We start from the raw sequence: 22120 nt of genomic DNA, 5'->3' as shown, positions 1-22120 counted from the left end.
AGATATCGTTTTAATCATGAGCACTTACGGCCAGGGGCAATGTTGATGAAAAGTTCGGCACGTTCTCTTTTCCTGTGTTTAGCGCTGCTCAGCGCGGGTTATCCCCTGCACGCCGCCGAAACCACTGCCCCGACCACAGCACCGTATCTGCTGGCGGGCGCGCCGTCCTTCGATCAGTCCATCAGCCAGTTTCGTGAAACCTTCAATCAGACCAACCCCACGCTGCCGCTGGATGAGTTTCGTGCCATTGATGGCTCACGGGATACCCCCACACTGACCCGTGCGGCAAGCAAGATAAATGAGAATTTGTATGCTTCTACGGCGCTGGAGCGCGGTACGTTAAAAATCAAAAGCATGCAAATCACCTGGCTGCCGATACAGGGGCCAGAGCAGAAAGCTGCGAAGGCGAAAGCGCTGGAGTACATGAGCGCGGTACTGCAGGCCTTTACCCCTGCGCTGACGAAAAAGCAAAGTCAGCAAAAGCTGCAAAAACTCCTTACCGCCGGGAAAAACAAGCGTTACTACGCTGATACCGAAGGCGCGATCCGCTATGTTGTGGCGGACAACGGCGAAAAAGGACTGACCTTCGCTGTTGAACCGATTAAGCTGGCACTATCTGACACCCTCGGCGGGGCGAATTAATGACAAAAAGCAAAGCCTTTCGAGGGAAAATCTCTATACTGATTCACAGACCATGCTGCCCGACAGGGTGGCCATATTCCTTAATTCGCTTATTTAGCGTGGAGAATTGAAATGCGACATCCTTTAGTGATGGGTAACTGGAAACTGAACGGCAGCCGCCACATGGTAAACGAGCTGGTTGCGAACCTGCGTAAAGAGCTGGCTGGCGTGACGGGCTGCGCGGTTGCTATCGCTCCGCCGGATATGTACCTGGATCTGGCTAAACACGCCGCTGACGGCAGCCACATCATTCTGGGCGCGCAGAACGTTGACGTTAACCTGTCTGGCGCGTTCACCGGTGAAACCTCCGCTGAAATGCTGAAAGATATCGGCGCGAAATACATCATCATCGGCCACTCCGAGCGTCGCACCTATCACAAAGAATCCGATGAGTTCATCGCGAAGAAATTCGCCGTGCTGAAAGAGCAGGGTCTGATCCCGGTTCTGTGCATCGGTGAAACCGAAGCAGAAAACGAAGCGGGCAAAACCGAAGAAGTGTGCGCACGTCAGATCGACGCAGTGCTGAAAACCCAGGGCGCGGCAGCGTTCGAAGGCGCGGTAATCGCATACGAGCCAGTCTGGGCGATCGGTACCGGCAAATCTGCAACCCCTGCGCAGGCTCAGGCGGTTCACAAATTCATTCGTGACCACATTGCTAAAGCCGACGCGAAGGTCGCTGAGCAAGTGATTATTCAGTACGGCGGTTCCGTAAACGCCTCCAACGCTGCTGAGCTGTTCACCCAGCCAGACATCGATGGCGCGCTGGTTGGCGGTGCATCCCTGAAAGCTGACGCTTTCGCGGTGATCGTTAAGGCAGCAGAAGCGGCTAAACAGGCGTAATTGCCTTTGCGGCGGGTGGCGCTTGCGCTTACCCGCCCTACAAAACCCCTACAACCTACCTAACACGCTAAACCACAGATAATCCAGCGGCAGCAGTACCAGATAGGTCGCTATCGCCAGCGCCAGACAGAGCACCATCCCCGCCCTTGCAGGCACCTTTCCTAACCCCATCGCCACCACAATCGGAGACGCCTGATACGGCAGCAGCGGCGTGGAATAGCCCAGCACCTGAATCATGATCACCGACAGCAGCGGGAAACCGGTCGCGTCCGAAAAGCTCTGCGCCAGCGTGGTGTACAGCGCCGGCACGCCGTTGGCGGTCATAATGAAGTTGAGCGCGGTGGTAATACCGGTCAGCGCCAGGAAACTGGTGAACGGTCTGTCTGCATCCAGCGGCATAATGCGTAGCAACGCCTCACCTACTGCCGTTCCGATACCGGTTTGCGTTACCACGATCGCAAGCCCAAGAATACCCGCGACGTAAATACAGGTGCGCATGTTCACGCCCGCTGAAAATTCTTCCCCGGTGATAAAGCCAACGCGCGGCAGCATGACGACGATCGACGCCGCCAGCCCCGTCCACGCGGGCCCCACGCCGTGCCAGCTCTCCGTCACCCACATCCCCAGCACCACCGCCAGCAGCCAGGCGAGACGCTTTTCATCCCGCCCCATAGGCTCAGACGGCGCCTGTTCCTTCGGCGGTTTCGGGCTACCGGGAAATAGCCAGCAGATCAGGCCAATCAGGATCAGGCCTTTGAGAATACCGAGCACCGGCGTGTGCAGCAGCAGATACGGGACATAGTTCAGATGGATACCGTACGAGCCTTCCGCCGCACCGCTCATTACCAGATTGGGGACGTTTGCAGGCAGGATCGTCGCCGAAAGCTGGAAAGTCCCGAACCCCACGGCCAGCGCCAGCCCATACCAGGCGCGGGAGCCGTCGGCGATACCGCCGCGTTTTGCCATCGCCGCGACAATCGGCATCAGCAGCGCAATACGCCCCATGTTCGACGGCATCACAAACGCCAGCGCATAGCTCAGCAGCACCACGCTCGCCACCATCAACACCCAGGAGTCGGTGAGCTTTGACGACAGCGCCCGGGCGGCCCTGTCCGCCAGTCCGGTTTTACGGATCGCCACGCCGAGCACAAAGCCGCTGAAGACCAGCCAGAAAGCCGACGAGGCAAAACCGCCGAAGATGACCTCCGGCGGGGCGATTCTGGCGGTCATCGCCGCCGTGAAGAACATCAGCGCGGTGATAAATTCCGGCAATAGCGACGTCGCCCACAGCACGATGGTGACGCCAACGATCAGTGAGGGCAGCAGCAGAGGATGCGTTAACCAGAGCGACATACCTGTCTCCTGTAGAATTTTTCAGCAAGTCTACGGTGACAGGCAGCCCGAGTAAACGCGATTTATGGTGGGGTTACTTCAGGATAGTGCATTGATGATCCTGCAGTTCCTCCGCAGACGCGCGGTTAAGCGTGAGCAGGTTACGCTCGGTCGCCAGCAAAACAAAAGAGCCGTCCGACTGCTGCGCCATCGCCAGGGCAAAGCGCCCCATATGGTCGCGCGCTTCCGGCAGCTCTTCCGCCAGCATCATAAACGGGCTGCGCTGGACCAGTTCATTCTCCGTCACGCGGCGAGCAAGATACTCATGTCCTTCCAGCCCCCCGGGAAGAGGCAGCCACTGGGTGCTGATTTCTCCCTGTGCCGCGTTGAGCTTCTCGCGCACGTCCGGGCGCAGGCAGGAGATATGAATATGGAAATGGTTCTGCGTGCGCCCTGTCGGGGAGTTAATCGTCAGCGAAATGGCGCTGTCAGGCACCTCGGATCCACGCTTCAGGGTCATAAAGCTGCGCGACTGCCACGCCAGCCAGAAAAAGTTCGGCGTATGAGCTTCGGTCAATAGCGGGCTCTCGGTGCCGTTGATGCGATATGTCGGCATCAGCAGGTATTGCAGCGGCCCGTTGCGATCTTTAAATACCACATAGCCTGCATCCGTTTTCACCTGCGCGCAGGGTGCCGGGTTACGGTTCTGGATCTGATTCGGCAAACACTGGTCGAGAACGATATGGCGCAACGCATTCGGATTACCCGCCTTCATCCAGTACACGCCGCCAGCGGCAAGGGCGATGACAATGAGGATCAATAAGATAATTTTTTTCACAACGCGTTCCCTGTTTTCAATAGAGGCAAAAGAGTAACGCAAAATGATGACCAAATAAAAAACCCGGCGGATTTCTCACGCCGGGTTACCGTGCCATTGGCTAGTGGTTAGCGCTGGCTGATCTGGTCGAAAGTGCCACCGTTAGAGAAGTGCTCTTTCTGCGCTTTGGTCCAGCCGCCGAACTCGTCATCAATGGTGAAGAGTTTCAGTTTAGGGAATACGCTTTCGTATTTCTTCGCAACGGCCGGATCGCGTGGACGATAGAAGTTTTTCGCCGCAATTTCCTGGCCTTCCGGCGAGTACAGATACTTCAGATAGGCTTCCGCCACCGCTTTGGTATCTTTTTTCTCAACCACTTTGTCGACCACGGAAACAGTCGGCTCGGCAAGAATAGACTCGCTTGGGGTCACAATCTCGAACTTGTCTTTGCCCAGCTCGTTGGTGGCCAGCAGGGCTTCGTTTTCCCATGCGATCAGCACGTCGCCAATCCCGCGCTCGACGAAGGTGTTGGTGGCGCCACGCGCGCCGGAGTCCAGCACCTCAACGTTTTTATACAGCGCCTTCACGAATTCCTGCGCTTTGGCCTGGTCGCCATTGTTGTGGTGCAGTGCATAACCCCACGCGCCCAGGTAGTTCCAGCGAGCGCCGCCGGAGCTTTTCGGGTTCGGGGTAATGACAGAAACGCCCGGTTTGATCAGGTCGTTCCAGTCTTTAATTTGTTTCGGGTTTCCTTTACGCACCAGGAAGACGATGGTCGAGGTGTAGGGCGCGGAGTTATCCGGCAGGCGTTTGATCCAGTTTTTGTCGATGCGGCCACGCTCGGCGATAGCGTCGACATCGTAGGCCAGCGCCAGGGTCACCACGTCGGCTTCAATCCCGTTGATGACGGAGGTCGCCTGCTTACCAGAACCACCGTGAGACTGGCGAACCACCACGTTGTCGCCGGTTTCCTGCTTCCAGTGTGCCGCGAACGCTTTGTTGTATTGCTCGTACAGTTCACGCGTCGGGTCGTATGACACGTTCAGTAACTGGATATCCTTAGCCAGAACGCTGGTCGATGCCAGCAATAATGTTAAACCCACGCCCCATTTATTCATCGCCCAGCTCTCTTGTGTAGTGTTTTGATGAATGCAGCGTGCCAGAAAGCGAATCGCGGATTAAAGAATAAAAAAAGATTGGCTATAACTTAGTGGAATAAAAGAAGTGGATGAGCGGCCTGATGCCCTCACCCCAACCCTCTCCCACGGGAGAGGGAGCAACCATAAAAAAACGGTAACCCTTGGGTTACCGTTTTGCATTTACCTTGCCGCCACCGGGCAACAGAGCCGATCAGTACAGTTTTTTCGCGCAGTCCAGCCAGTCACCTTTGAACGGACGCTTCATGTTTTCAATCGCGTCGATGATGTCATGGTGAACCAGTTTTTCGTTCTGAATACCGACGCAGCGGCCGCCGTGACCCTGCAGCAGCAGATCGATAGCGTACGCGCCCATACGGGACGCCAGAATACGGTCGTAAGGGCCTGGGGAGCCGCCGCGCTGGATGTGGCCCAGTACGGTCGCGCGGGTTTCGCGTTTGGTTTCGGCTTCGATGTACTTCGCCAGCTCGTCAACGTCGCAGATGTGCTCTGTAATAGCCACGATCGCGTGTTTTTTACCCTTCGCGATGCCCGCTTTGATTTCAGCCACCAGATCTTCACGGCTAAATTCGACTTCTGGCACGACGATAAATTCGCAACCGCCCGCAATGGCTGCCGCCAGCGTCAGGTCGCCGCAGTAACGGCCCATTACTTCAACGATAGAGATACGCTGGTGAGAAGACGAGGTGTCACGCAGACGGTCAATCGCTTCAACAACGGTTCCCAGTGCAGTAAAGAAGCCGATAGTGTAGTCAGTACCTTTGATGTCGTTGTCGATGGTGCCCGGCAGACCGATGCACGGGAAGCCCATTTCGGTCAGACGTTTTGCACCCATGTAGGAGCCGTCACCACCGATAACCACCAGGGCGTCCAGACCGCGTTTCTTCATGTTTTCGATAGCCACTTCACGAACGTGTTCATCACGGAATTCCGGGAAGCGCGCGGAACCGAGGAAAGTGCCGCCACGGTTGATCATGTCAGACACGCTGTAACGGTCGAGCTGAACCATACGATCTTCATACAGGCCCAGATAACCGTCATAAACGCCAAAAACTTCCAGGCCTTCCGTCAGCGCTGCACGGACAACACCACGAATTGCCGCGTTCATGCCCGGCGCATCACCGCCGCTTGTCAACACACCGATTTTCTTAATCATGACTACCTCTGAACTTAGGAATGCAAAATTGAAATCTGTTGCCGGAAGAAACTTATCGACCAACGAATACTGCAAATAGTATATCAATCCCTTCCAGCTGAATTGATTCAGGTCAGACCAAACGGCGGTAATTTATACACAAAATGCTGGCCTGGCTCACTTTTTTACAACGAATTACGAAAGCCCAACATGACCGGGTACAACCGAGCAGGGATCCTGGTGAATGATGACGTCTGAACCAGGAAAACGCTGCAAAATCGCCTGCTCGACCTGCTCAGCAATAACGTGAGCCTGAACCAGTGGCAGGTTGTCTTCCATTTCAATATGAATCTGAATAAAGCGGGTCGGCCCTGACTGCCGCGTTCGAAGATCGTGTGCACCGCTGACGCCGGGCCAGGAGGTCACGATAGAAAAAATTTCATTACGTTCTGAGTCCGGGAGGGCGCGGTCAAGCAGTGATTGCACCGCTTCATACCCCATCCGCAGGGCGCTATATAAAATATAGATACCAATCCCTAACGCAAATAACGCATCGGCGCGATGCCAGCCATACCAGGCCAGACCGAGCGCAATAAGAATAGCCCCATTCATCATAACATCAGATTGATAATGAAGCATATCCGCCCGTACAGCCTGACTTTGCGTTTTGCGAACAACCCAGCGCTGGAACGTTACCAGAACAAGTGTGCATATAAGGGCAACGATCGTCACAACTACGCCCACGCCGGGATCGTTCATCGGTGTCGGCGAAACGAGATGCTGAATGCCGGTTAAAAACAGGAACAGCGCAGAGCCGGAAATGAACATACTTTGCGCCAGCGCGGCCAGCGACTCCGCTTTGCCGTGCCCAAATGTGTGCTCTTCATCCGCTGGCTGCAGCGAGTAACGCACCACCAGCAGGTTGGTCAACGAGGCGGCAATGTCCATCAGCGAGTCCACCAGCGCCGCCAGAATACTGACCGAGCCGGTGTACCACCAGGCAAAGATTTTAATCAGCAACAGGCTGGAGGCCATGACGGTCGCCGCAATGGCGGCCCGGCTTACCAGTCTTCCATAGGATTGATTCATAAACGCTCCTGTCATGTCATGCCGCTAGTATAACGGAAGCATGGGGAGTCTAAGGATGAATAAACGGTTAACAGCGCGGATGCGGGGCAAAAAAAACCCCCACATCATGTGGGGGAAGACAGGGATGGTGTCTATGGCAAGGAAAACAGGGTTTACTGGTTACTACGGGTACTGCTATTGCTACTGAAAAACGTCGTTTCTGAGCTTCGCTGCATCCGTGCAACCTCACGCAGCTGGTCCATTCGCTGCTGATGTTTCGTATTCAAAACCGCTTGCTGCTCGGGCGTTAGCAGGTGGAACATCTGGTTGCGGACCTTCGCCAACTCTACCTGGCGGGCAACCTGTTCCTGTGCCATTTTTTCGGCCTGAGCGCGTACAGCGCTTTCGTCAAAATTTTCTGCGGTGACAAGGCGATGCATTGTCTCCATTTCGCTAACATTAACAGGGGGCTGGTCGTGTCGTGCCCTCTGCATCAGATCTCGCATCTGTTGACGCTGATGTTCGGTTAAACTTATGCCGTCAAACATATGGCTTTGGCTGCTGTTCTGCGTTGCGCCCTCTTGTAAGGGACTGTTATCGCTGATGATAGCTTCAGCAGCCTGGCTAAACGCACTGAACGCCAGCGTTGAGGCCATGACGGCAGCGGTAACTTTGCGCATCACTTGCTCCCAAAATCTTTCGTGTCGCGATTCAACGAGAGACAGTCTACGATTCAGGCTGCAAACATGCGTCAGGGGGTGTAAAACAACGTAAAGTCATGGATTAGACAGCCTTGATGTCGTAATTTCTGCCTCGGAGGTATTTAAACAATGAATAAAATCCTGTTAGTTGATGATGACCGAGAGCTCACATCCCTTTTAAAGGAGTTGCTCGACATGGAAGGTTTCAACGTCCTGGTTGCCCATGATGGCGAGCAGGCGCTGAGTCTCCTTGACGACAGCATCGATTTACTTTTGCTCGACGTGATGATGCCGAAGAAAAACGGTATTGATACGTTGAAAGAGCTTCGCCAGACACACCAGACTCCCGTAATCATGCTGACCGCGCGCGGCAGCGAACTTGACCGCGTACTCGGCCTTGAGCTGGGCGCGGATGACTATTTACCGAAGCCGTTTAACGACCGTGAACTGGTTGCCCGTATTCGCGCTATCCTGCGTCGTTCCCACTGGAGCGAGCAGCAGCAAAATACCGACAACAGCTCACCTACTCTTGAAGTCGACTCCCTGAGCCTGAACCCGGGCCGTCAGGAAGCAAGCTTTGATGGCCAGACGCTGGAACTGACCGGCACGGAGTTCACCCTGCTGTATCTGCTGGCGCAGCACCTCGGCCAGGTGGTTTCGCGTGAACATCTAAGCCAGGAAGTGCTGGGCAAACGCCTCACCCCGTTTGACCGCGCCATCGACATGCACATCTCTAACCTGCGCCGTAAGCTGCCGGAGCGTAAAGACGGTCACCCATGGTTTAAAACCCTGCGTGGTCGCGGTTATCTGATGGTTTCTGCTTCATGATAGGAAGCTTAACCGCCCGCATCTTCGCCATCTTCTGGCTGACGCTGGCACTGGTTTTAATGCTCGTACTGATGTTGCCAAAACTCGACTCACGCCAGATGACGGAGCTTCTCGACAGCGAGCAACGTCAGGGCGTGATGATCGAGCAGCACGTGGAAGCCGAGCTGGCAAACGATCCGCCGAACGATTTAATGTGGTGGCGCAGGCTGTTTCGCGCTATCGACAAGTGGGCGCCGCCCGGACAACGCCTGCTGCTGGTGACTAGCGAAGGCCGCGTGATTGGGGCCGATCGCAATGAAATGCAGATTATCCGCAACTTCATTGGCCAGGCGGATAACGCCGATCATCCCCAGAAGAAGAAATATGGCCGCGTAGAAATGGTGGGGCCTTTCTCCGTCAGGGACGGAGAGGATAATTATCAGCTCTACCTGATCCGTCCGGCGAGCAACTCCCAGTCTGATTTTATCAACCTGCTGTTTGACCGCCCTCTCCTGCTGCTGATTGTCACCATGCTGGTCAGCTCGCCGCTGCTGTTATGGCTGGCGTGGAGCCTGGCAAAACCGGCGCGCAAGCTGAAAAATGCCGCCGATGAAGTGGCGCAGGGTAACCTGCGACAGCACCCTGAACTGGAAGCAGGCCCGCAGGAGTTCCTTGCCGCCGGAACCAGTTTTAACCAGATGGTGAGCGCGCTCGACCGCATGATGACCGCACAGCAACGTCTGTTATCGGATATCTCGCACGAGCTGCGTACCCCGCTTACGCGCTTGCAGCTTGGCACCGCGCTGCTGCGCCGCCGCAGCGGTGAGAGCAAAGAGCTGGAGCGTATTGAAACGGAAGCGCACCGCCTGGACAGCATGATCAACGACCTGCTGGTGATGTCGCGCAATCAGCAGAAAAACGCGCTGGTCAGCGAAACGGTGAAAGCGAATCACCTCTGGCACGAGGTGCTGGACAACGCGGCGTTCGAAGCGGAACAGATGGGTAAATCCTTTACCGTCAACTTCCCGCCGGGCCCGTGGCCGCTGTACGGTAACCCCAACACGCTGGAAAGCGCGCTGGAGAACATCGTGCGTAACGCTCTTCGCTACTCGCATACGAAGATTGAGGTGGCGTTCTCGGTGGATAAAGACGGGATCACCGTCATTGTCGATGATGACGGCCCAGGCGTGAGCCCGGAAGACCGCGAGCAGATTTTCCGTCCGTTCTATCGTACCGATGAGGCGCGCGACCGGGAATCGGGCGGTACGGGACTGGGTCTGGCGATTGTTGAAACCGCCATGCAGCAGCACCGTGGCTGGGTGAAAGCCGACGACAGCCCGCTGGGTGGACTACGGTTAACGCTCTGGCTACCGTTGTATAAGCGTTCGTAGTTTTCCCCTCACCCTAACCCTCTCCCCATAGGGGAGAGGGGACTGCTCAATGAGGTTTTTTCACCCTCGCCCCTTTGGGGATAGGGCCGGGGTGAGGAGCAGTTATTTACCCCATAATCTCCGCGAATTATCCTCGATCCTGCTGCTTAAACGCCGCTTCTGCATCGTTCTTGTCCAGCTGGTCGATAGCCCCGCCGCCGACAGCAGGCGATGATACTGCTCGTCATCAAACGGCATATGCCAGGCAATGGCGCAGGCGTCATAAACAGACACATCGCTCAGGCGCGACGCCAGTTCAAGCGGCGCGTCCGCTGAAACCTGTCCCGCCAGCACCACGCGATACAGCCAGCCGGTTTTACCCGCTTTTTGCAGCTGGGCCGACATATCCTGAATACCGAAGTGGTAGTTGAGCTTGAAGCACGGCGAGCGTGGCTGCGTCACCTGAATCAGAGCGTCGCCCCAGCGGTAGATATCACCAATAAACACGTTCTTTTCGGTGAGCCCTTCGGTGGAGAGATTCTCGCCAAACGCGGGGGCAACAAAGAGGTCCGCCTGCTCGGGAAACTCGGTTTTCCAGTGCTGATAGTGTTCACGCGGGTAGTGGCACAACGCGCGATCGGGCCCGCCGTGGATTTTCTTTTCGGCCTGCTCGTCACCCGCAAGCCCGAGGTCGGTTAACGTCAACTCACCGTCGACCTGAATTTTGGCGATGGCACTCGGGCGGCTGCCGTCGTACTCCCTTACCTTGCCTGTAAACACGTTCACCGGGTAATGCATTGCTGCCTCCATTACGCAGATACAAAAAAAGCGAGTCATAAGACTCGCTTCTCACAGGCGTCTATGCAACCTTATTTTTTAGCGGCGAAACGTGCTGCTGCTTCGTCCCAGTTCACCACGTCCCAGAAGGCTTTGATGTAGTCCGGGCGACGGTTCTGGAATTTCAGATAGTAAGCGTGTTCCCACACGTCCAGGCCCAGGATTGGGAAGCCGGATGCGCCAGAAATTGCTTCACCCATCAGCGGGGAGTCCTGGTTAGCAGTAGAAACCACCGCCAGCTTGTCGCCTTTCAGAACCAGCCACGCCCAGCCAGAGCCGAAACGGGTTGCAGCGGCTTTTTCGAATTCCGCTTTGAAGTTGTCAACAGAGCCGAAGTCGCGCTCGATAGCCGCTTTCAGGTCGCCCTGAAGGGTGGTACCGGTCTTCAGGCCTTTCCAGAACAGGCTGTGGTTAGCGTGGCCGCCAGCGTTGTTACGCAGAACGGTTTTCTTGTCCGCTGGCAGCTGGTCCAGCTTGGTGATCAGCTCTTCAGCAGACAGGTTAGCGAACTCTGGCAGGCTTTCCAGCGCGGCGTTCGCGTTGTTCACATAGGTCTGGTGGTGTTTAGTGTGATGGATTTCCATCGTCTGCTTGTCGAAATGCGGTTCCAGTGCGTCGTAGGCATACGGCAGGGATGGCAGTGTATAACTCATAATCCTCTCCATTATTGTCGGGCGGCACAGCTGTTAATGCCGCGTAAGCAGTTGGTTCATTATAGTTAATTAAATGATATTGAAAATGATTATCAATGCCGTAGTTTTTATAAGGTTATTCGCATTCTGACAAAAGCCAAAATGGGTAATTCACTCAGGAGGTTAACGGAAAATGCTGCCGCGATGATGGCAGCATTGTCGGGTTAGTTTTGTTCCGCCACCAGCAGCGCGTGCGTATCCGGCTCCAGCGCCTTAAAGATATGCGGCAGATCGGCGGGATAACAGATGTAATCTCCCGGGCCGAGTTCTTCGGCCGCGTCGATCAGGCCCACTAACGCGCGCCCCTGCGTCACAATAATATGTTCAACGGACCCCGGCGGATGCGGCTGGGAAATGCGGTCTGCGCCCGGCTGGGTAAGCAGGAGGTATACGTCGCGTCGTGCGCCAGGCGGACATGCCGCCAGCAGTATCGCCTCGTAGTTGGCCTGTCCGGCAACGACCTTCGTACCTTCACCACGACGGATCACCTGAGTGGTAGGCTGCTGTGGTTCAAGCAGGCGGGCGAAAGGTATATCCAGCGCCACGCAAAGCGACCACAGCGTTTCCAGGCTAGGGTTACCGTTGCCTGACTCAAGCTGAGAAAGCGTGGATTTGGCGATCCCGGCACGGCGGGCAATTTCCGCCAGTGAAAGGCCGGTTCGCAGGCGTTCCCGCACCAGGCTTTTAGCGATCAGGCTGATTGGCTGCGTCATATAACGGCCTCTTTGTTCTATAAACCGAACGAATCGTTCATCTTGAAAAACACCTCTGTTGCGTTCATTATAATGGATACACGTTCGATATGGCTAAAAATGTATGAAGCATCATCTCTCTTGCCTGAAAGGCGACACCATAAAAGCAATCATCCTGGTCTGCCTCGCGGTCGGCGTGGTCGGGATGTCATACGGCTCCCTGGCGATGGCCTACGGTTTCCCGGTCTGGGTACCGTTTGTACTCTCCATCACCGTACTCGCGGGCGCGTCAGAGTTTATGTTTATCGGCATTGTGGCAAGCGGCGGTAACCCGCTGGCGGCCGCGGCCGCGGGGTTGCTGGTCAACGCGCGGCACGTGCCGTTTGGCGTGACGGTGCGTGAACTGGTGGGCAAGCGCGGCCTGAGCCTGTTGGGCTGCCACATCATGAACGACGAAAGCGTGGTCTTTGGCCTGTCGCAAAAAACGCCCGAACAGCGCAAAGCGGCGTACTGGCTATGTGGTTTAGGCGTGGCGATTGTCTGGCCGCTGGGGGCCCTGCTGGGCGCCATGGTCGGCAAGCTGCTGCCGGACCCGGAAACCATCGGGCTGGATGCGGTATTCCCGGCCATATTGCTGGCGCTGGTGGTTCCCGCGTTTAAAAACCGTACCACGCTGATCCGCGCCTGCAGCGGCGCCGTTGTGTCGCTGGCCGCCGTGCCGTTTGCTCCGGTGGGATTACCGGTGCTGCTCTCTTTACTGGGTCTCGCTGCGAGGAAAAAATAATGGGAAATATGACGTTTTTTATTCTCGGCATCGCCATTTTGTCTGCGGGAACGTATCTGATGCGTCTTGGCGGAGCGAAACTGGGCAGCAGGCTGGCATTGTCAGAGCGTTCACAGGCGCTGCTGTCAGATGCGGCAACGGTATTGCTGTTTTCCGTGGCGCTGGCGACCACGTTTTATGAAGGTGACCACTTTGCAGGCATGGCGCGCGTGCTGGGCGTGGCGTTTGCGGTATTTCTGGCCTGGCGGAAGATGCCGTTAATTGTGGTGATCGTGGCGGCGGCAGTCGTAACCGCGCTGCTGCGCGTGGCGGGCATAAACTAAAAAAGCGCCCCGGGGGCGCTCTTTCGACGGTGTGACAGCTTATTTAGTCAGTTCAGCAGTCATGTGTACGCGGTTACCTGAGAACGCCTGGGTAATTTTGTAAGATGATGCGCCAGCATCCTGAGCCTGAGCCGCGATTTTAGCTTCTGCGCCATCAATGGTAGAGGCGGTTGCGGTCACGGTCTGTGCAGCGAAAGAACCGAAAGAAGTAGCCAGAGCGATTACAGCGACAAAAGTTTTGATGCTTTTCATAATATAAACCCTTTCATTAAGTTGTTTAGGTAAGGCACCGTGCCTTGATGAGATAAATACTAGACCTCATCATGAACAACTAAAAGCGGAAGGATTTGCTATTATCATTCAAAATTATTGATTAACTATTAACCGCTGCGGATGGGTATAAATCGTCGCCCTTCCCGGCTTGCAGAAGCCCACCAGCGTCAGGTTGCAACGCTCCGCCACCTCCACCGCCAGCGTGGTCGCCGCCGATACCGCAAACAGAATTTCCACACCGCACATCGCCGATTTTTGCACCATCTCATAGCTGGCACGGCTGGAAACGAGTGCCGCCCCCTGCTTCCAGACGTCACTTTCACGCGCACGGCGACCGAGCAGCTTATCCAGGGCCACGTGGCGGCCAACGTCCTCATGCCCCCCGGCAATATCCCCCGACGGCAACACCCATGCCGCCGCGTGCGTGCAGCCGCTCAGCTGGCCGATGGGCTGTACATCGTTCAGGTGCTCGAGCGCATGGTCGAGGCGAGCCAGATCAAAGGTCTGAGTAAACGGCAGTGGCGCAACGGGTTTGCCAATATCATTGAGTTGCTCAACGCCACAGACACCGCAGCCGGTACGCCCGGCCAGCGCGCGGCGGCGCTCTTTCAGCCCCATAAAGCGGCGGCTGGAGAGTTCGATTTGCACTTCAAGGCCGTTGCAAGCCTGCACCACGTCCATGCCGTAGATCTCCTGCGGATGGTCAATGATGCCTTCCGAGAGGGAAAAACCGATGGCGAACAGTTCGAGATCTTTCGGCGAAGCCATCATCACCACGTGCGAGATGCCGTTGTAAACGAGCGCAACGGGCACCTCTTCCGCCAGAAAATCCGGCGTGGCATGGGTAATGTGGGGCGGTCTGTGTACCGACAGTTCCACTATACCCGCAGGCAGTGGTGACGAGTGGGGAGCACGGTTTTGTTTAGACACAGCGGTATTCCTGAACAACCACGGAGGTGAGCCTGCTATTGCATCACAAACAACAGGGCTTACGCATAGTATGGATCAACTTTTCAGCATCAAGTTTACCTACTCACTTGTGAGAGGTACAACAAAACGCGTGCTACACCCCTTTAACATGCGTGGTTAATAATGTGATTAATATCACACTTTATAGTCAACAGGGTGATAATACGTTCACTTTGTATTAACGCCATTAGAACAGCTGTACCGACATTGTGGTATTCTGATGATATCCCTCGTGGAATTGAGGGATTAACGCAAATTTTTCTCCTTTGCGGTCAATTCTCAACCGCGAAGTTAAAACTACATATGTAAGCAATGTCGAAACAAGGAGTGACCCATGCAGGTCAGCAGAAGGCAGTTCTTTAAGATCTGCGCTGGCGGTATGGCAGGCACCACGGCAGCGGCACTGGGCTTTGCGCCCGGCGTAGCGCTGGCGGAAACGCGGCAGTATAAACTGCTGCGCACCCGTGAAACCCGTAATACCTGTACGTACTGCTCTGTCGGTTGCGGGCTGTTGATGTATAGCCTCGGCGACGGTGCTAAAAACGCCAAAGCGTCTATTTTCCATATCGAAGGCGACCCGGATCATCCGGTCAACCGCGGCGCATTGTGCCCGAAAGGGGCCGGTCTGGTGGACTTTATCCACTCCGAAAGCCGCCTCAAATTCCCTGAATATCGCGCGCCTGGCTCCGATAAATGGCAGCAAATCAGCTGGGAAGAAGCGTTCGACCGCATCGCAAAACATATTAAAGAAGACCGCGATGCCAACTTTGTTGAGAAGAACGCCGACGGCGTCACGGTCAACCGCTGGCTCTCCACCGGGATGCTGTGTGCCTCTGCTTCCAGCAACGAAACCGGTTATTTAACCCAGAAATTTACGCGCGCACTCGGTATGCTCGCGGTCGACAACCAGGCGCGTGTCTGACACGGACCAACGGTAGCAAGTCTTGCTCCAACATTTGGTCGCGGTGCGATGACCAACCACTGGGTCGACATCAAGAACGCCAACCTCATTGTGGTGATGGGCGGTAACGCCGCTGAAGCGCACCCTGTCGGGTTCCGCTGGGCGATGGAAGCCAAAATCCACAACGGTGCGAAACTGATTGTGATCGATCCCCGCTTTACGCGAACTGCGTCAGTGGCGGATTTCTACACCCCTATTCGTTCAGGTACTGACATCACTTTCCTGTCAGGCGTATTGCTGTACCTGATGACCAACGAAAAATATAACCGCGAATACACCGAAGCCTATACCAACGCCAGCCTGATCGTGCGTGAGGATTACCACTTCGAAGATGGCCTGTTCAGCGGTTACGACGCCGAAAAACGCAAATACGACAAAACCAGCTGGAACTACGAGCTGGATGAAAAAGGCTTTGCGAAGCGCGATACCACCCTGCAACATCCGCGCTGCGTGTGGAACCTGCTGAAAGAGCACGTTTCCCGCTACACGCCGGAGGTTGTCGAAAACATCTGCGGTACGCCGAAGGCCGACTTCCTGAAGGTGTGCGAGCTTATCGCCGAGACCAGCGCGAAAGACAAAACCGCGTCGTTCCTGTACGCCCTCGGCTGGACGCAGCACTCCATCGGTGCGCAGAACATCCGTACCATGGCGATGGTTCAGCTCCTGCTCGGCAACATGGGGATGGCAGGCGGCGGCGTGAACGCCCTGCGCGGTCACTCCAACATTCAGGGTCTGACCGACCTCGGCCTGCTGTCTCAAAGCCTGCCGGGTTACATGAACCTGCCAAACGAGAAACAGACCGATCTGCAAACCTACCTGACGGCCAGCACGCCTAAACCGCTGCTCGAAGGCCAGGTAAACTACTGGGGCAACTATCCGAAGTTCTTCGTCTCGATGATGAAAGCCTTCTTCGGCGACAAAGCGACGGCTGAAAACAGCTGGGGCTTTGACTGGCTGCCGAAGTGGGACAAAGGCTACGACGTTCTGCAGTATTTCGAGATGATGCACCAGGGCAAAGTGAACGGCTATCTGTGCCAGGGCTTTAACCCGGTTGCCTCGTTCCCGAACAAGAACAAGGTTGTTGAGTCCCTGTCGAAGCTGAAGTTCCTGGTGACGATTGACCCGCTCAATACCGAGACTTCAACCTTCTGGCAGAACCACGGTGAATCGAACGACGTCGATCCATCGAAGATTCAGACCGAAGTGTTCCGTCTGCCGTCTACCTGCTTCGCGGAAGAGAACGGTTCTATCGTTAACTCCGGACGCTGGCTGCAGTGGCACTGGAAAGGCGCGGACGCCCCGGGCATCGCCATGAACGACGGCGAGATCCTGGCCGGTATCTTCTTACGCCTGCGTAAGATGTATGCGGAAGAAGGCGGCGCGAACCCGGAACCGGTGCTGAACATGACCTGGAACTACTCGACGCCGGAAAACCCTGCGCCGGAAGAAGTGGCGATGGAGAGCAACGGCAAGGCGCTGGCGGACGTTATCGACCCGGCCACCGGTACCGTGCTGGCGAAGAAAGGCGATCAGCTCAGCACCTTCGCGCACCTGCGCGATGACGGCACCACGTCAAGCGGCTGCTGGATCTTTGCCGGTAGCTGGACGCCAAAAGGCAACCAGATGGCCAACCGCGACAACGCAGACCCGTCGGGCCTTGGCAATACGCTGGGCTGGGCATGGGCGTGGCCGCTCAACCGCCGCATCCTCTATAACCGCGCATCCGCTGATCCGCAGGGCAACCCGTGGGATCCGAAGCGTCAGCTTCTGAAGTGGGACGGCGCGAAATGGGGCGGCGTGGATATTCCGGACTACAGCACTGCCGCACCGGGCAGCGACGTTGGGCCGTTTATCATGCAGCCTGAAGGGATGGGACGCCTGTTTGCTATCGATAAGATGGCGGAAGGTCCGTTCCCGGAACACTACGAGCCGTTTGAGACGCCGCTGGGTACCAACCCGCTGCACCCGAACGTGGTCTCTAACCCGGCAGCCCGTATCTTCAAGGGCGATTTCGAAGCGCTGGGTAAAAAGGACAAGTTCCCGTACGTGGGCACCACCTACCGTCTGACCGAGCACTTCCACTACTGGACCAAGCACGCGCTGCTTAACGCCATCGCGCAGCCGGAACAGTTTGTGGAGATCGGCGAGAAGCTGGCGGGCAAGCTCGGCATCGCCCATGGCGATACCGTGAAGGTCTCCTCTAACCGCGGCTATATTAAAGCCAAGGCGGTGGTGACCAAGCGTATCCGCACGCTGAACGTTCACGGTCAGCAGGTGGACACCATCGGTATCCCGATCCACTGGGGCTATGAGGGTGTGGCGAAGAAAGGGTTCATTGCGAACACCCTGACGCCGTTCGTCGGCGATGCGAACACGCAGACGCCGGAGTTTAAGGCCTTCCTCGTGAACGTGGAAAAGGTGTAACGGAGACGACTTATGGCTTATCAATCTCAAGACATTATCCGTCGTTCCGCGACTAACGGTTTCACGCCCGCGCCTCAGGCGCGGGACCACCAGCAGGAAGTGGCGAAGCTTATCGACGTGACCACCTGTATCGGCTGTAAAGCCTGTCAGGTGGCGTGTTCAGAGTGGAACGACCTGCGTGACGAAGTGGGTCACAACGTCGGGGTGTATGACAACCCGGCGGACCTGACCGCCAAGTCCTGGACGGTGATGCGTTTCTCGGAAGTTGAGCAGAACGACAAACTGGAATGGCTTATCCGCAAAGACGGCTGTATGCACTGTGCGGATCCGGGCTGCCTGAAGGCATGTCCGTCAGAAGGGGCTATCATTCAGTATGCCAACGGCATCGTCGACTTCCAGTCCGAACAGTGCATCGGCTGCGGCTACTGCATCGCCGGCTGCCCGTTCGACGTACCGCGCCTGAACCCGGAAGACAACCGCGTCTACAAATGCACGCTGTGCGTAGACCGCGTCACCGTCGGCCAGGAGCCAGCGTGCGTGAAGACCTGCCCAACCGGCGCTATCCACTTTGGCTCCAAAGAGGATATGAAAACGCTGGCGGCAGAGCGCGTGGGCGAGCTGAAAACCCGTGGTTACGACAACGCGGGCCTGTACGATCCGGCCGGAGTTGGCGGTACGCACGTGATGTACGTGCTCCACCACGCCGACAAGCCGAACCTGTATCACGGCCTGCCGGAGAACCCGGAAATCAGCGCCACCGTGAAGTTCTGGAAAGGCATCTGGAAACCACTGGCAGCGGTCGGTTTTGCTGCCACCTTCGCAGCGAGCATCTTCCACTACGTCGGCGTTGGTCCGAACCGCGCGGAAGAGGAAGACGACAACCTGCATGAAGAGAAAGACGAGGTGCGCAAATGAGAAAACGTGACACCATCGTGCGCTACACCGCGCCGGAACGCATCAACCACTGGGTCACCGCCTTCTGCTTCATGCTGGCGGCGATAAGCGGGCTGGGGTTCTTCTTCCCGTCCTTCAACTGGCTGATGCAGGTACTGGGTACGCCACAGCTGGCGCGCATCCTTCACCCGTTCGTGGGTGTGGTGATGTTTGCCTCGTTTATCATCATGTTTTTCCGCTACTGGCACCATAACCTAATCAATCGGGATGATATCTTTTGGGCGAAGAATATTCGTAAGATCGTCGTCAACGAGGAAGTGGGTGATACCGGGCGTTATAACTTCGGCCAGAAATGCGTATTCTGGGCGGCGATTATCTTCCTGGTCCTGTTGCTGGTGAGCGGCGTGATCATCTGGCGTCCGTACTTTGCGCCTGCTTTCTCAATCCCGGTGATCCGATTCGCGCTGATGCTGCATTCATTTGCCGCAGTGGCGTTAATTGTGGTTATCATGGTGCATATCTACGCCGCCCTCTGGGTGAAAGGCACCATTACCGCGATGGTGGAAGGATGGGTAACCAGTACGTGGGCGAAGAAACATCACCCGCGCTGGTACCGTGAAGTCCGCCAGAAACAGGAAAAGTCATCTGAATGAGTATTCGCATAATCCCGCAAGATGAGCTGGGGTCGAGCGAGAAACGCACGGCGGATTATATTCCGCCGTTGTTATTCCCCAGACTCAAGAACCTCTACAACCGCCGCGCAGAGCGTCTGCGCGAGCTGGCAGAGAACAACCCGCTGGGTGATTTTCTGCGCTTTGCCGCGCTGGTTGCCCACGCGCAGGAAGTGGTGCTGTACGACCACCCGCTGCAAATGGATCTGACCGCGCGCATCAAAGAAGCCAACGCGCAGGGCAAGCCGCCGCTGGACATTCACGTCCTGCCGCGCGACAAGCACTGGCAAAAGCTGCTGCATTCGCTGATTGCCGAGCTGAAGCCGGAGATGAGCGGCACCGCGCTGGCGGTCATTGAGAATCTGGAAAAAGCGTCCGAACTTGAGCTGGAAGAGATGGCGAGCGCGCTGTTTGCCTCCGACTTTGCTCTGGTGAGCAGCGATAAAGCGCCGTTTATCTGGGCTGCGCTGTCGCTCTACTGGGCGCAAATGGCAAGCCTGATCCCCGGTAAAGCCCGCGCCGAATACGGCGAGGCGCGCCAGTTCTGCCCGGTCTGCGGCTCCATGCCGGTTTCCAGCATGGTGCAAATCGGCACCACTCAGGGGCTGCGCTACCTGCACTGCAACCTGTGTGAAACCGAGTGGCACGTGGTGCGCATCAAGTGCAGCAACTGCGAGCAGACCCGCGATCTGAACTACTGGTCGCTGGAAAATGAAGAAGCGGCAGTGAAAGCCGAAAGCTGCGGCGACTGCGGCACTTACCTGAAGATTCTGTATCAGGAAAAAGACCCGAAAGTCGAAGCGGTGGCCGACGATCTCGCTTCGCTGATTCTGGACGCGAAGATGGAGCAGGAGGGCTTTGCCCGCAGCTCGATCAACCCGTTCCTGTTCCCGGGTGAAGGGGAGTAATTTCCTCTGACAGTGCCGGGCGGCGTAAGCTTGCCCGGCCTACAGCTGGTAAGGTGAAACGACTCCAGTAATGCCCGAAAAGTCTTTCGTATTGCGTGAGATTAACGGGCAACTTCTGCTCTGAGCAGTAGCCAGAATAATGGCATCAGGCAGTTTCATCCCATGTTTCTCGCGAAGTAAAACGCTTCTTTCTGCGATATCCCGAGAAAGATCAATAATCTCAAAAGCCCCCATCACAGCCGCCGTTTTTGCTTCATGTCCGTGCTTGCGCGCACCCACCATGACTTCCATCCACGTGATCGGGCTAATGGCTCTATGCGACGCCGTGCGATCAATGGCATCCGCCGCCTCAACACGATTATTAAAAAGATCGATGAGAATATTGGTATCAAACACTGCCATGTGCTCCATGATTACCACTCCTCACGCAGCTTGCGTTCATACTCAAGCCCATCTTCCTGCTGGTTTCCCCACAGGCCAAGCGCATCGCGGATAACCGATGAACTCTGCTGGTCGAGATATTGCTCAATTGCTTCACGCAGTAATTCGGCACGAGGTTGGTTACGCAGCTGCTTCAGATTATCCAGTCGTTGAATTACGTCATCAGACAAATCGATCAGAATTCTGCCCATATCAAGATCCGCGGAAAGACTCATATATCACCTTAGTATATCACCATTGTCTATTTTTAAGGCAACATACGCTTTCATTCAGAAGGGTTAAAGCCCGTAGCTATAGTTTTCCTGCTATTTGCGAAGCGCTTTCCAGATTTTTAGTCCTCGACAATTTTCTTATTTTCTTTTGAATTAAACCAGGTTATAAAACTGTATATCCATACAGTTAAAGGGAATTTTCATGGCACTGGAACAGGGTATTGCGCAGCTGGTTCAGGGATTTATCGCTGCAGGCCGGCCTTCGTCACGTCGACAGACCATTGAGGTACGACGAGCAGGGTACATTGCCAGCACGGGGCTTGCCGGGAAAACAGAAACGCGCGTTCAGGTGGAGACGCTAGTGCTTGAGGGCCTTACCATTCGGGTATTTGCACCTCTTAATGCCCCTGAAATATTGCCTGCTGCCATCTACTATCACGGCGGATGTTTTATCAGCGGCGGCTTTGAAACCCATGACAACCAACTCCGTCAGTTGGCCTGCTACGGCAATTGCCGGGTGATCGCGGTCCAGTACAGGTTAGCGCCGGAGCATACCTTCCCCGCCGCACATGACGATGCTGAAAGAGGTGCAGATCTGGTCTGGCAGTATGCAGACAAATTAGGCGTAGATAAGAACCGGCTCACCCTCTGTGGAGACAGCGCAGGAGGACATCTGGCGCTGGTAACGGCGCTGCGGCTTAAGGTTAAAAAGCTTTGGCAACCTGTACAGCTTATTCTTATCTATCCCATGCTCGACGCCACGGCCAGTTTTGAAAGCTATGCCCTTAATGGCACGGATTATATTATCACCCGCGATACCCTGCTCAGCGGGTATGAAATGTATCTCGCAGAGACTGGCCGCCAGCATCCGGAAGCCAGCCCGCTGTGGCGCGATGATTTTTACGGGCTTCCGCCAGTGCACATCATTACCGCAGAGTACGATCCGCTGTGCGATGAGGGAGAAATGTTGTATCAGCATCTGACTGAGCAGGGTGTGAAGTGTACTGCGCAGCGCTGGCTGGGCGTCATCCATGGCTTCTTTCAGCTTGGCGGCGTCAGCCAGTCAGCGCGAGACCTAATGCGGGATATCGCCGGGCGGATTAAGCACGCCCGAGGTGAATGAACAGGAGA

24 protein-coding genes are annotated in these 22120 nt (G+C 55.9%); 11 read left to right on the top strand and 13 right to left on the bottom strand.

What is annotated here, in order from left to right; all coding sequences use genetic code 11:
* Positions 1–45: 45 nt before the first annotated feature.
* Positions 46–642, top strand: coding sequence for a DUF1454 family protein (locus tag DFO52_RS20970; protein WP_023309692.1), 597 nt, complete (start codon positions 46–48; stop codon positions 640–642).
* Between the two features lie 111 nt (positions 643–753).
* Positions 754–1521 (top strand): triose-phosphate isomerase, encoded by a 768-nt coding sequence (gene tpiA / locus DFO52_RS20965; RefSeq protein ID WP_014172206.1) that lies wholly within the window; start codon positions 754–756, stop codon positions 1519–1521.
* 48 nt (positions 1522–1569) lie between these two features.
* On the opposite strand, the gene DFO52_RS20960 is transcribed toward tpiA, so the two are convergent.
* The 6 genes from DFO52_RS20960 to cpxP all read right to left on the bottom strand — a co-directional run bounded on the left by DFO52_RS20960 (position 1570) and on the right by cpxP (position 7710).
* Positions 1570–2874: an SLC13 family permease gene (locus DFO52_RS20960; protein ID WP_133551129.1), complete on the bottom strand. Its 1305-nt coding sequence runs from the start codon at positions 2872–2874 to the stop codon at positions 1570–1572.
* Between the two features lie 73 nt (positions 2875–2947).
* Positions 2948–3691, bottom strand: coding sequence for a CDP-diacylglycerol diphosphatase (locus tag DFO52_RS20955; RefSeq protein WP_133551128.1), 744 nt, complete (start codon positions 3689–3691; stop codon positions 2948–2950).
* Positions 3692–3798: 107 nt separating this feature from the next.
* Positions 3799–4788 carry a sulfate ABC transporter substrate-binding protein gene (locus tag DFO52_RS20950; protein WP_029741703.1) on the bottom strand — a complete coding sequence of 330 codons (990 nt, stop codon included), beginning with the start codon at positions 4786–4788 and terminating at the stop codon, positions 3799–3801.
* A gap of 232 nt (positions 4789–5020) precedes the next feature.
* Positions 5021–5983, bottom strand: a complete 963-nt coding sequence (pfkA, locus tag DFO52_RS20945) for a 6-phosphofructokinase (RefSeq protein ID WP_023309696.1) — start codon at positions 5981–5983, stop codon at positions 5021–5023.
* Positions 5984–6157: 174 nt separating this feature from the next.
* Positions 6158–7051, bottom strand: coding sequence for a CDF family cation-efflux transporter FieF (gene fieF, locus DFO52_RS20940; protein WP_023309697.1), 894 nt, complete (start codon positions 7049–7051; stop codon positions 6158–6160).
* Positions 7052–7203: 152 nt separating this feature from the next.
* A complete protein-coding gene (cpxP, locus tag DFO52_RS20935; protein WP_059347407.1) occupies positions 7204–7710 on the bottom strand; it encodes a cell-envelope stress modulator CpxP in 507 nt (168 codons plus the stop codon).
* Between the two features lie 150 nt (positions 7711–7860).
* On the opposite strand from cpxP, the gene cpxR reads away from it, so the two are divergent.
* On the top strand, positions 7861–8559 hold the full coding sequence (cpxR, locus tag DFO52_RS20930) for an envelope stress response regulator transcription factor CpxR (RefSeq protein WP_006179159.1): 699 nt from the start codon (positions 7861–7863) through the stop codon (positions 8557–8559).
* Positions 8556–9929 (top strand): envelope stress sensor histidine kinase CpxA, encoded by a 1374-nt coding sequence (cpxA, locus tag DFO52_RS20925; RefSeq protein ID WP_023309731.1) that lies wholly within the window; start codon positions 8556–8558, stop codon positions 9927–9929. The genes cpxR and cpxA overlap by 4 nt, the downstream gene beginning before the upstream one ends.
* Positions 9930–10031: 102 nt before the next feature.
* Here the strand turns inward: cpxA and yiiM are convergent, their stop codons facing one another.
* From yiiM to DFO52_RS20910, 3 genes are all read right to left on the bottom strand, one after another.
* On the bottom strand, positions 10032–10706 hold the full coding sequence (yiiM, locus tag DFO52_RS20920; RefSeq protein WP_133551127.1) for a 6-hydroxyaminopurine reductase: 675 nt from the start codon (positions 10704–10706) through the stop codon (positions 10032–10034).
* Positions 10707–10777: 71 nt separating this feature from the next.
* On the bottom strand, positions 10778–11398 hold the full coding sequence (gene sodA, locus DFO52_RS20915) for a superoxide dismutase [Mn] (RefSeq protein ID WP_004203668.1): 621 nt from the start codon (positions 11396–11398) through the stop codon (positions 10778–10780).
* 203 nt (positions 11399–11601) lie between these two features.
* Positions 11602–12150: an XRE family transcriptional regulator gene (locus DFO52_RS20910; RefSeq protein ID WP_029741583.1), complete on the bottom strand. Its 549-nt coding sequence runs from the start codon at positions 12148–12150 to the stop codon at positions 11602–11604.
* A 103-nt stretch (positions 12151–12253) separates the two neighbouring features.
* Here DFO52_RS20910 and DFO52_RS20905 point away from each other — a divergent pair, with 103 nt between their 5' ends.
* Both DFO52_RS20905 and DFO52_RS20900 read left to right on the top strand, forming a co-directional pair.
* Complete coding sequence (locus DFO52_RS20905) at positions 12254–12913, top strand: AzlC family ABC transporter permease (RefSeq protein ID WP_047646952.1); 660 nt, start codon at positions 12254–12256, stop codon at positions 12911–12913.
* The gene (locus tag DFO52_RS20900) at positions 12913–13236 is read left to right on the top strand and encodes an AzlD domain-containing protein (RefSeq protein ID WP_033146957.1); all 324 of its coding nucleotides are present in this window, start codon (positions 12913–12915) and stop codon (positions 13234–13236) included. Before DFO52_RS20905 ends, DFO52_RS20900 begins: the two co-directional genes overlap by 1 nt.
* Before the next feature lie 39 nt (positions 13237–13275).
* Here DFO52_RS20900 and DFO52_RS20895 read toward each other — a convergent pair whose 3' ends face one another.
* Together DFO52_RS20895 and fdhD are read right to left on the bottom strand one after the other, a co-directional pair.
* Positions 13276–13488, bottom strand: coding sequence for a DUF1471 domain-containing protein (locus tag DFO52_RS20895; protein ID WP_033146958.1), 213 nt, complete (start codon positions 13486–13488; stop codon positions 13276–13278).
* 114 nt (positions 13489–13602) lie between these two features.
* Positions 13603–14439: a formate dehydrogenase accessory sulfurtransferase FdhD gene (fdhD, locus tag DFO52_RS20890; RefSeq protein WP_029741586.1), complete on the bottom strand. Its 837-nt coding sequence runs from the start codon at positions 14437–14439 to the stop codon at positions 13603–13605.
* Between the two features lie 373 nt (positions 14440–14812).
* On the opposite strand from fdhD, the gene fdnG reads away from it, so the two are divergent.
* From fdnG to fdhE, 4 genes are read left to right on the top strand one after another with little or no spacing between them, the layout of a single operon-like run.
* Positions 14813–17863 carry a formate dehydrogenase-N subunit alpha gene (gene fdnG / locus DFO52_RS20885; RefSeq protein WP_133551126.1) on the top strand — a complete coding sequence of 1017 codons (3051 nt, stop codon included), beginning with the start codon at positions 14813–14815 and terminating at the stop codon, positions 17861–17863.
* Positions 17864–17875: 12 nt separating this feature from the next.
* Positions 17876–18778, top strand: coding sequence for a formate dehydrogenase subunit beta (gene fdxH / locus DFO52_RS20880; protein WP_008501831.1), 903 nt, complete (start codon positions 17876–17878; stop codon positions 18776–18778).
* On the top strand, positions 18775–19410 hold the full coding sequence (gene fdoI / locus DFO52_RS20875) for a formate dehydrogenase cytochrome b556 subunit (RefSeq protein ID WP_010436852.1): 636 nt from the start codon (positions 18775–18777) through the stop codon (positions 19408–19410). The genes fdxH and fdoI overlap by 4 nt, the downstream gene beginning before the upstream one ends.
* Positions 19407–20336, top strand: coding sequence for a formate dehydrogenase accessory protein FdhE (gene fdhE, locus DFO52_RS20870; protein ID WP_029741588.1), 930 nt, complete (start codon positions 19407–19409; stop codon positions 20334–20336). Before fdoI ends, fdhE begins: the two co-directional genes overlap by 4 nt.
* A 39-nt stretch (positions 20337–20375) precedes the next feature.
* Here the strand turns inward: fdhE and DFO52_RS20865 are convergent, their stop codons facing one another.
* Positions 20376–20747 carry a type II toxin-antitoxin system VapC family toxin gene (locus tag DFO52_RS20865; RefSeq protein WP_133551125.1) on the bottom strand — a complete coding sequence of 124 codons (372 nt, stop codon included), beginning with the start codon at positions 20745–20747 and terminating at the stop codon, positions 20376–20378.
* A gap of 2 nt (positions 20748–20749) precedes the next feature.
* Positions 20750–20992 (bottom strand): CopG family transcriptional regulator, encoded by a 243-nt coding sequence (locus DFO52_RS20860; protein WP_029741590.1) that lies wholly within the window; start codon positions 20990–20992, stop codon positions 20750–20752.
* A gap of 199 nt (positions 20993–21191) precedes the next feature.
* On the opposite strand from DFO52_RS20860, the gene DFO52_RS20855 reads away from it, so the two are divergent.
* Complete coding sequence (locus DFO52_RS20855; protein WP_133551124.1) at positions 21192–22112, top strand: alpha/beta hydrolase; 921 nt, start codon at positions 21192–21194, stop codon at positions 22110–22112.
* The last annotated feature ends 8 nt before the right edge of the window (positions 22113–22120 follow it).

The sequence above is a fragment of the Enterobacter sp. AG326 genome (assembly GCF_004362415.1).
GTDB lineage: Bacteria > Pseudomonadota > Gammaproteobacteria > Enterobacterales > Enterobacteriaceae > Enterobacter > Enterobacter asburiae.
The sequence above is the reverse complement of the archived record's forward strand: the minus strand, read 5'-3'. Positions and strand labels throughout refer to the sequence as shown.

Excerpts from the sequence above, each read along its gene's own strand:
- sodA (WP_004203668.1), bottom strand. The coding sequence starts at position 11,398 with ATGAGTTATACACTGCCATCCCTGCCGTATGCCTACGACGCACTGGAA.
- DFO52_RS20910 (WP_029741583.1), bottom strand. The coding sequence starts at position 12,150 with ATGACGCAGCCAATCAGCCTGATCGCTAAAAGCCTGGTGCGGGAACGC.
- DFO52_RS20860 (WP_029741590.1), bottom strand. The coding sequence starts at position 20,992 with ATGAGTCTTTCCGCGGATCTTGATATGGGCAGAATTCTGATCGATTTG.
- fdhE (WP_029741588.1), top strand. The coding sequence starts at position 19,407 with ATGAGTATTCGCATAATCCCGCAAGATGAGCTGGGGTCGAGCGAGAAA.
- yiiM (WP_133551127.1), bottom strand. The coding sequence starts at position 10,706 with ATGCATTACCCGGTGAACGTGTTTACAGGCAAGGTAAGGGAGTACGAC.
- tpiA (WP_014172206.1), top strand. The coding sequence starts at position 754 with ATGCGACATCCTTTAGTGATGGGTAACTGGAAACTGAACGGCAGCCGC.
- pfkA (WP_023309696.1), bottom strand. The coding sequence starts at position 5,983 with ATGATTAAGAAAATCGGTGTGTTGACAAGCGGCGGTGATGCGCCGGGC.
- cpxR (WP_006179159.1), top strand. The coding sequence starts at position 7,861 with ATGAATAAAATCCTGTTAGTTGATGATGACCGAGAGCTCACATCCCTT.
- DFO52_RS20855 (WP_133551124.1), top strand. The coding sequence starts at position 21,192 with ATGGCACTGGAACAGGGTATTGCGCAGCTGGTTCAGGGATTTATCGCT.
- DFO52_RS20950 (WP_029741703.1), bottom strand. The coding sequence starts at position 4,788 with ATGAATAAATGGGGCGTGGGTTTAACATTATTGCTGGCATCGACCAGC.
- fieF (WP_023309697.1), bottom strand. The coding sequence starts at position 7,051 with ATGAATCAATCCTATGGAAGACTGGTAAGCCGGGCCGCCATTGCGGCG.
- DFO52_RS20970 (WP_023309692.1), top strand. The coding sequence starts at position 46 with ATGAAAAGTTCGGCACGTTCTCTTTTCCTGTGTTTAGCGCTGCTCAGC.
- cpxA (WP_023309731.1), top strand. The coding sequence starts at position 8,556 with ATGATAGGAAGCTTAACCGCCCGCATCTTCGCCATCTTCTGGCTGACG.
- DFO52_RS20865 (WP_133551125.1), bottom strand. The coding sequence starts at position 20,747 with ATGGAGCACATGGCAGTGTTTGATACCAATATTCTCATCGATCTTTTT.
- DFO52_RS20900 (WP_033146957.1), top strand. The coding sequence starts at position 12,913 with ATGGGAAATATGACGTTTTTTATTCTCGGCATCGCCATTTTGTCTGCG.
- DFO52_RS20895 (WP_033146958.1), bottom strand. The coding sequence starts at position 13,488 with ATGAAAAGCATCAAAACTTTTGTCGCTGTAATCGCTCTGGCTACTTCT.
- fdoI (WP_010436852.1), top strand. The coding sequence starts at position 18,775 with ATGAGAAAACGTGACACCATCGTGCGCTACACCGCGCCGGAACGCATC.
- fdxH (WP_008501831.1), top strand. The coding sequence starts at position 17,876 with ATGGCTTATCAATCTCAAGACATTATCCGTCGTTCCGCGACTAACGGT.
- cpxP (WP_059347407.1), bottom strand. The coding sequence starts at position 7,710 with ATGCGCAAAGTTACCGCTGCCGTCATGGCCTCAACGCTGGCGTTCAGT.
- DFO52_RS20960 (WP_133551129.1), bottom strand. The coding sequence starts at position 2,874 with ATGTCGCTCTGGTTAACGCATCCTCTGCTGCTGCCCTCACTGATCGTT.
- DFO52_RS20905 (WP_047646952.1), top strand. The coding sequence starts at position 12,254 with ATGAAGCATCATCTCTCTTGCCTGAAAGGCGACACCATAAAAGCAATC.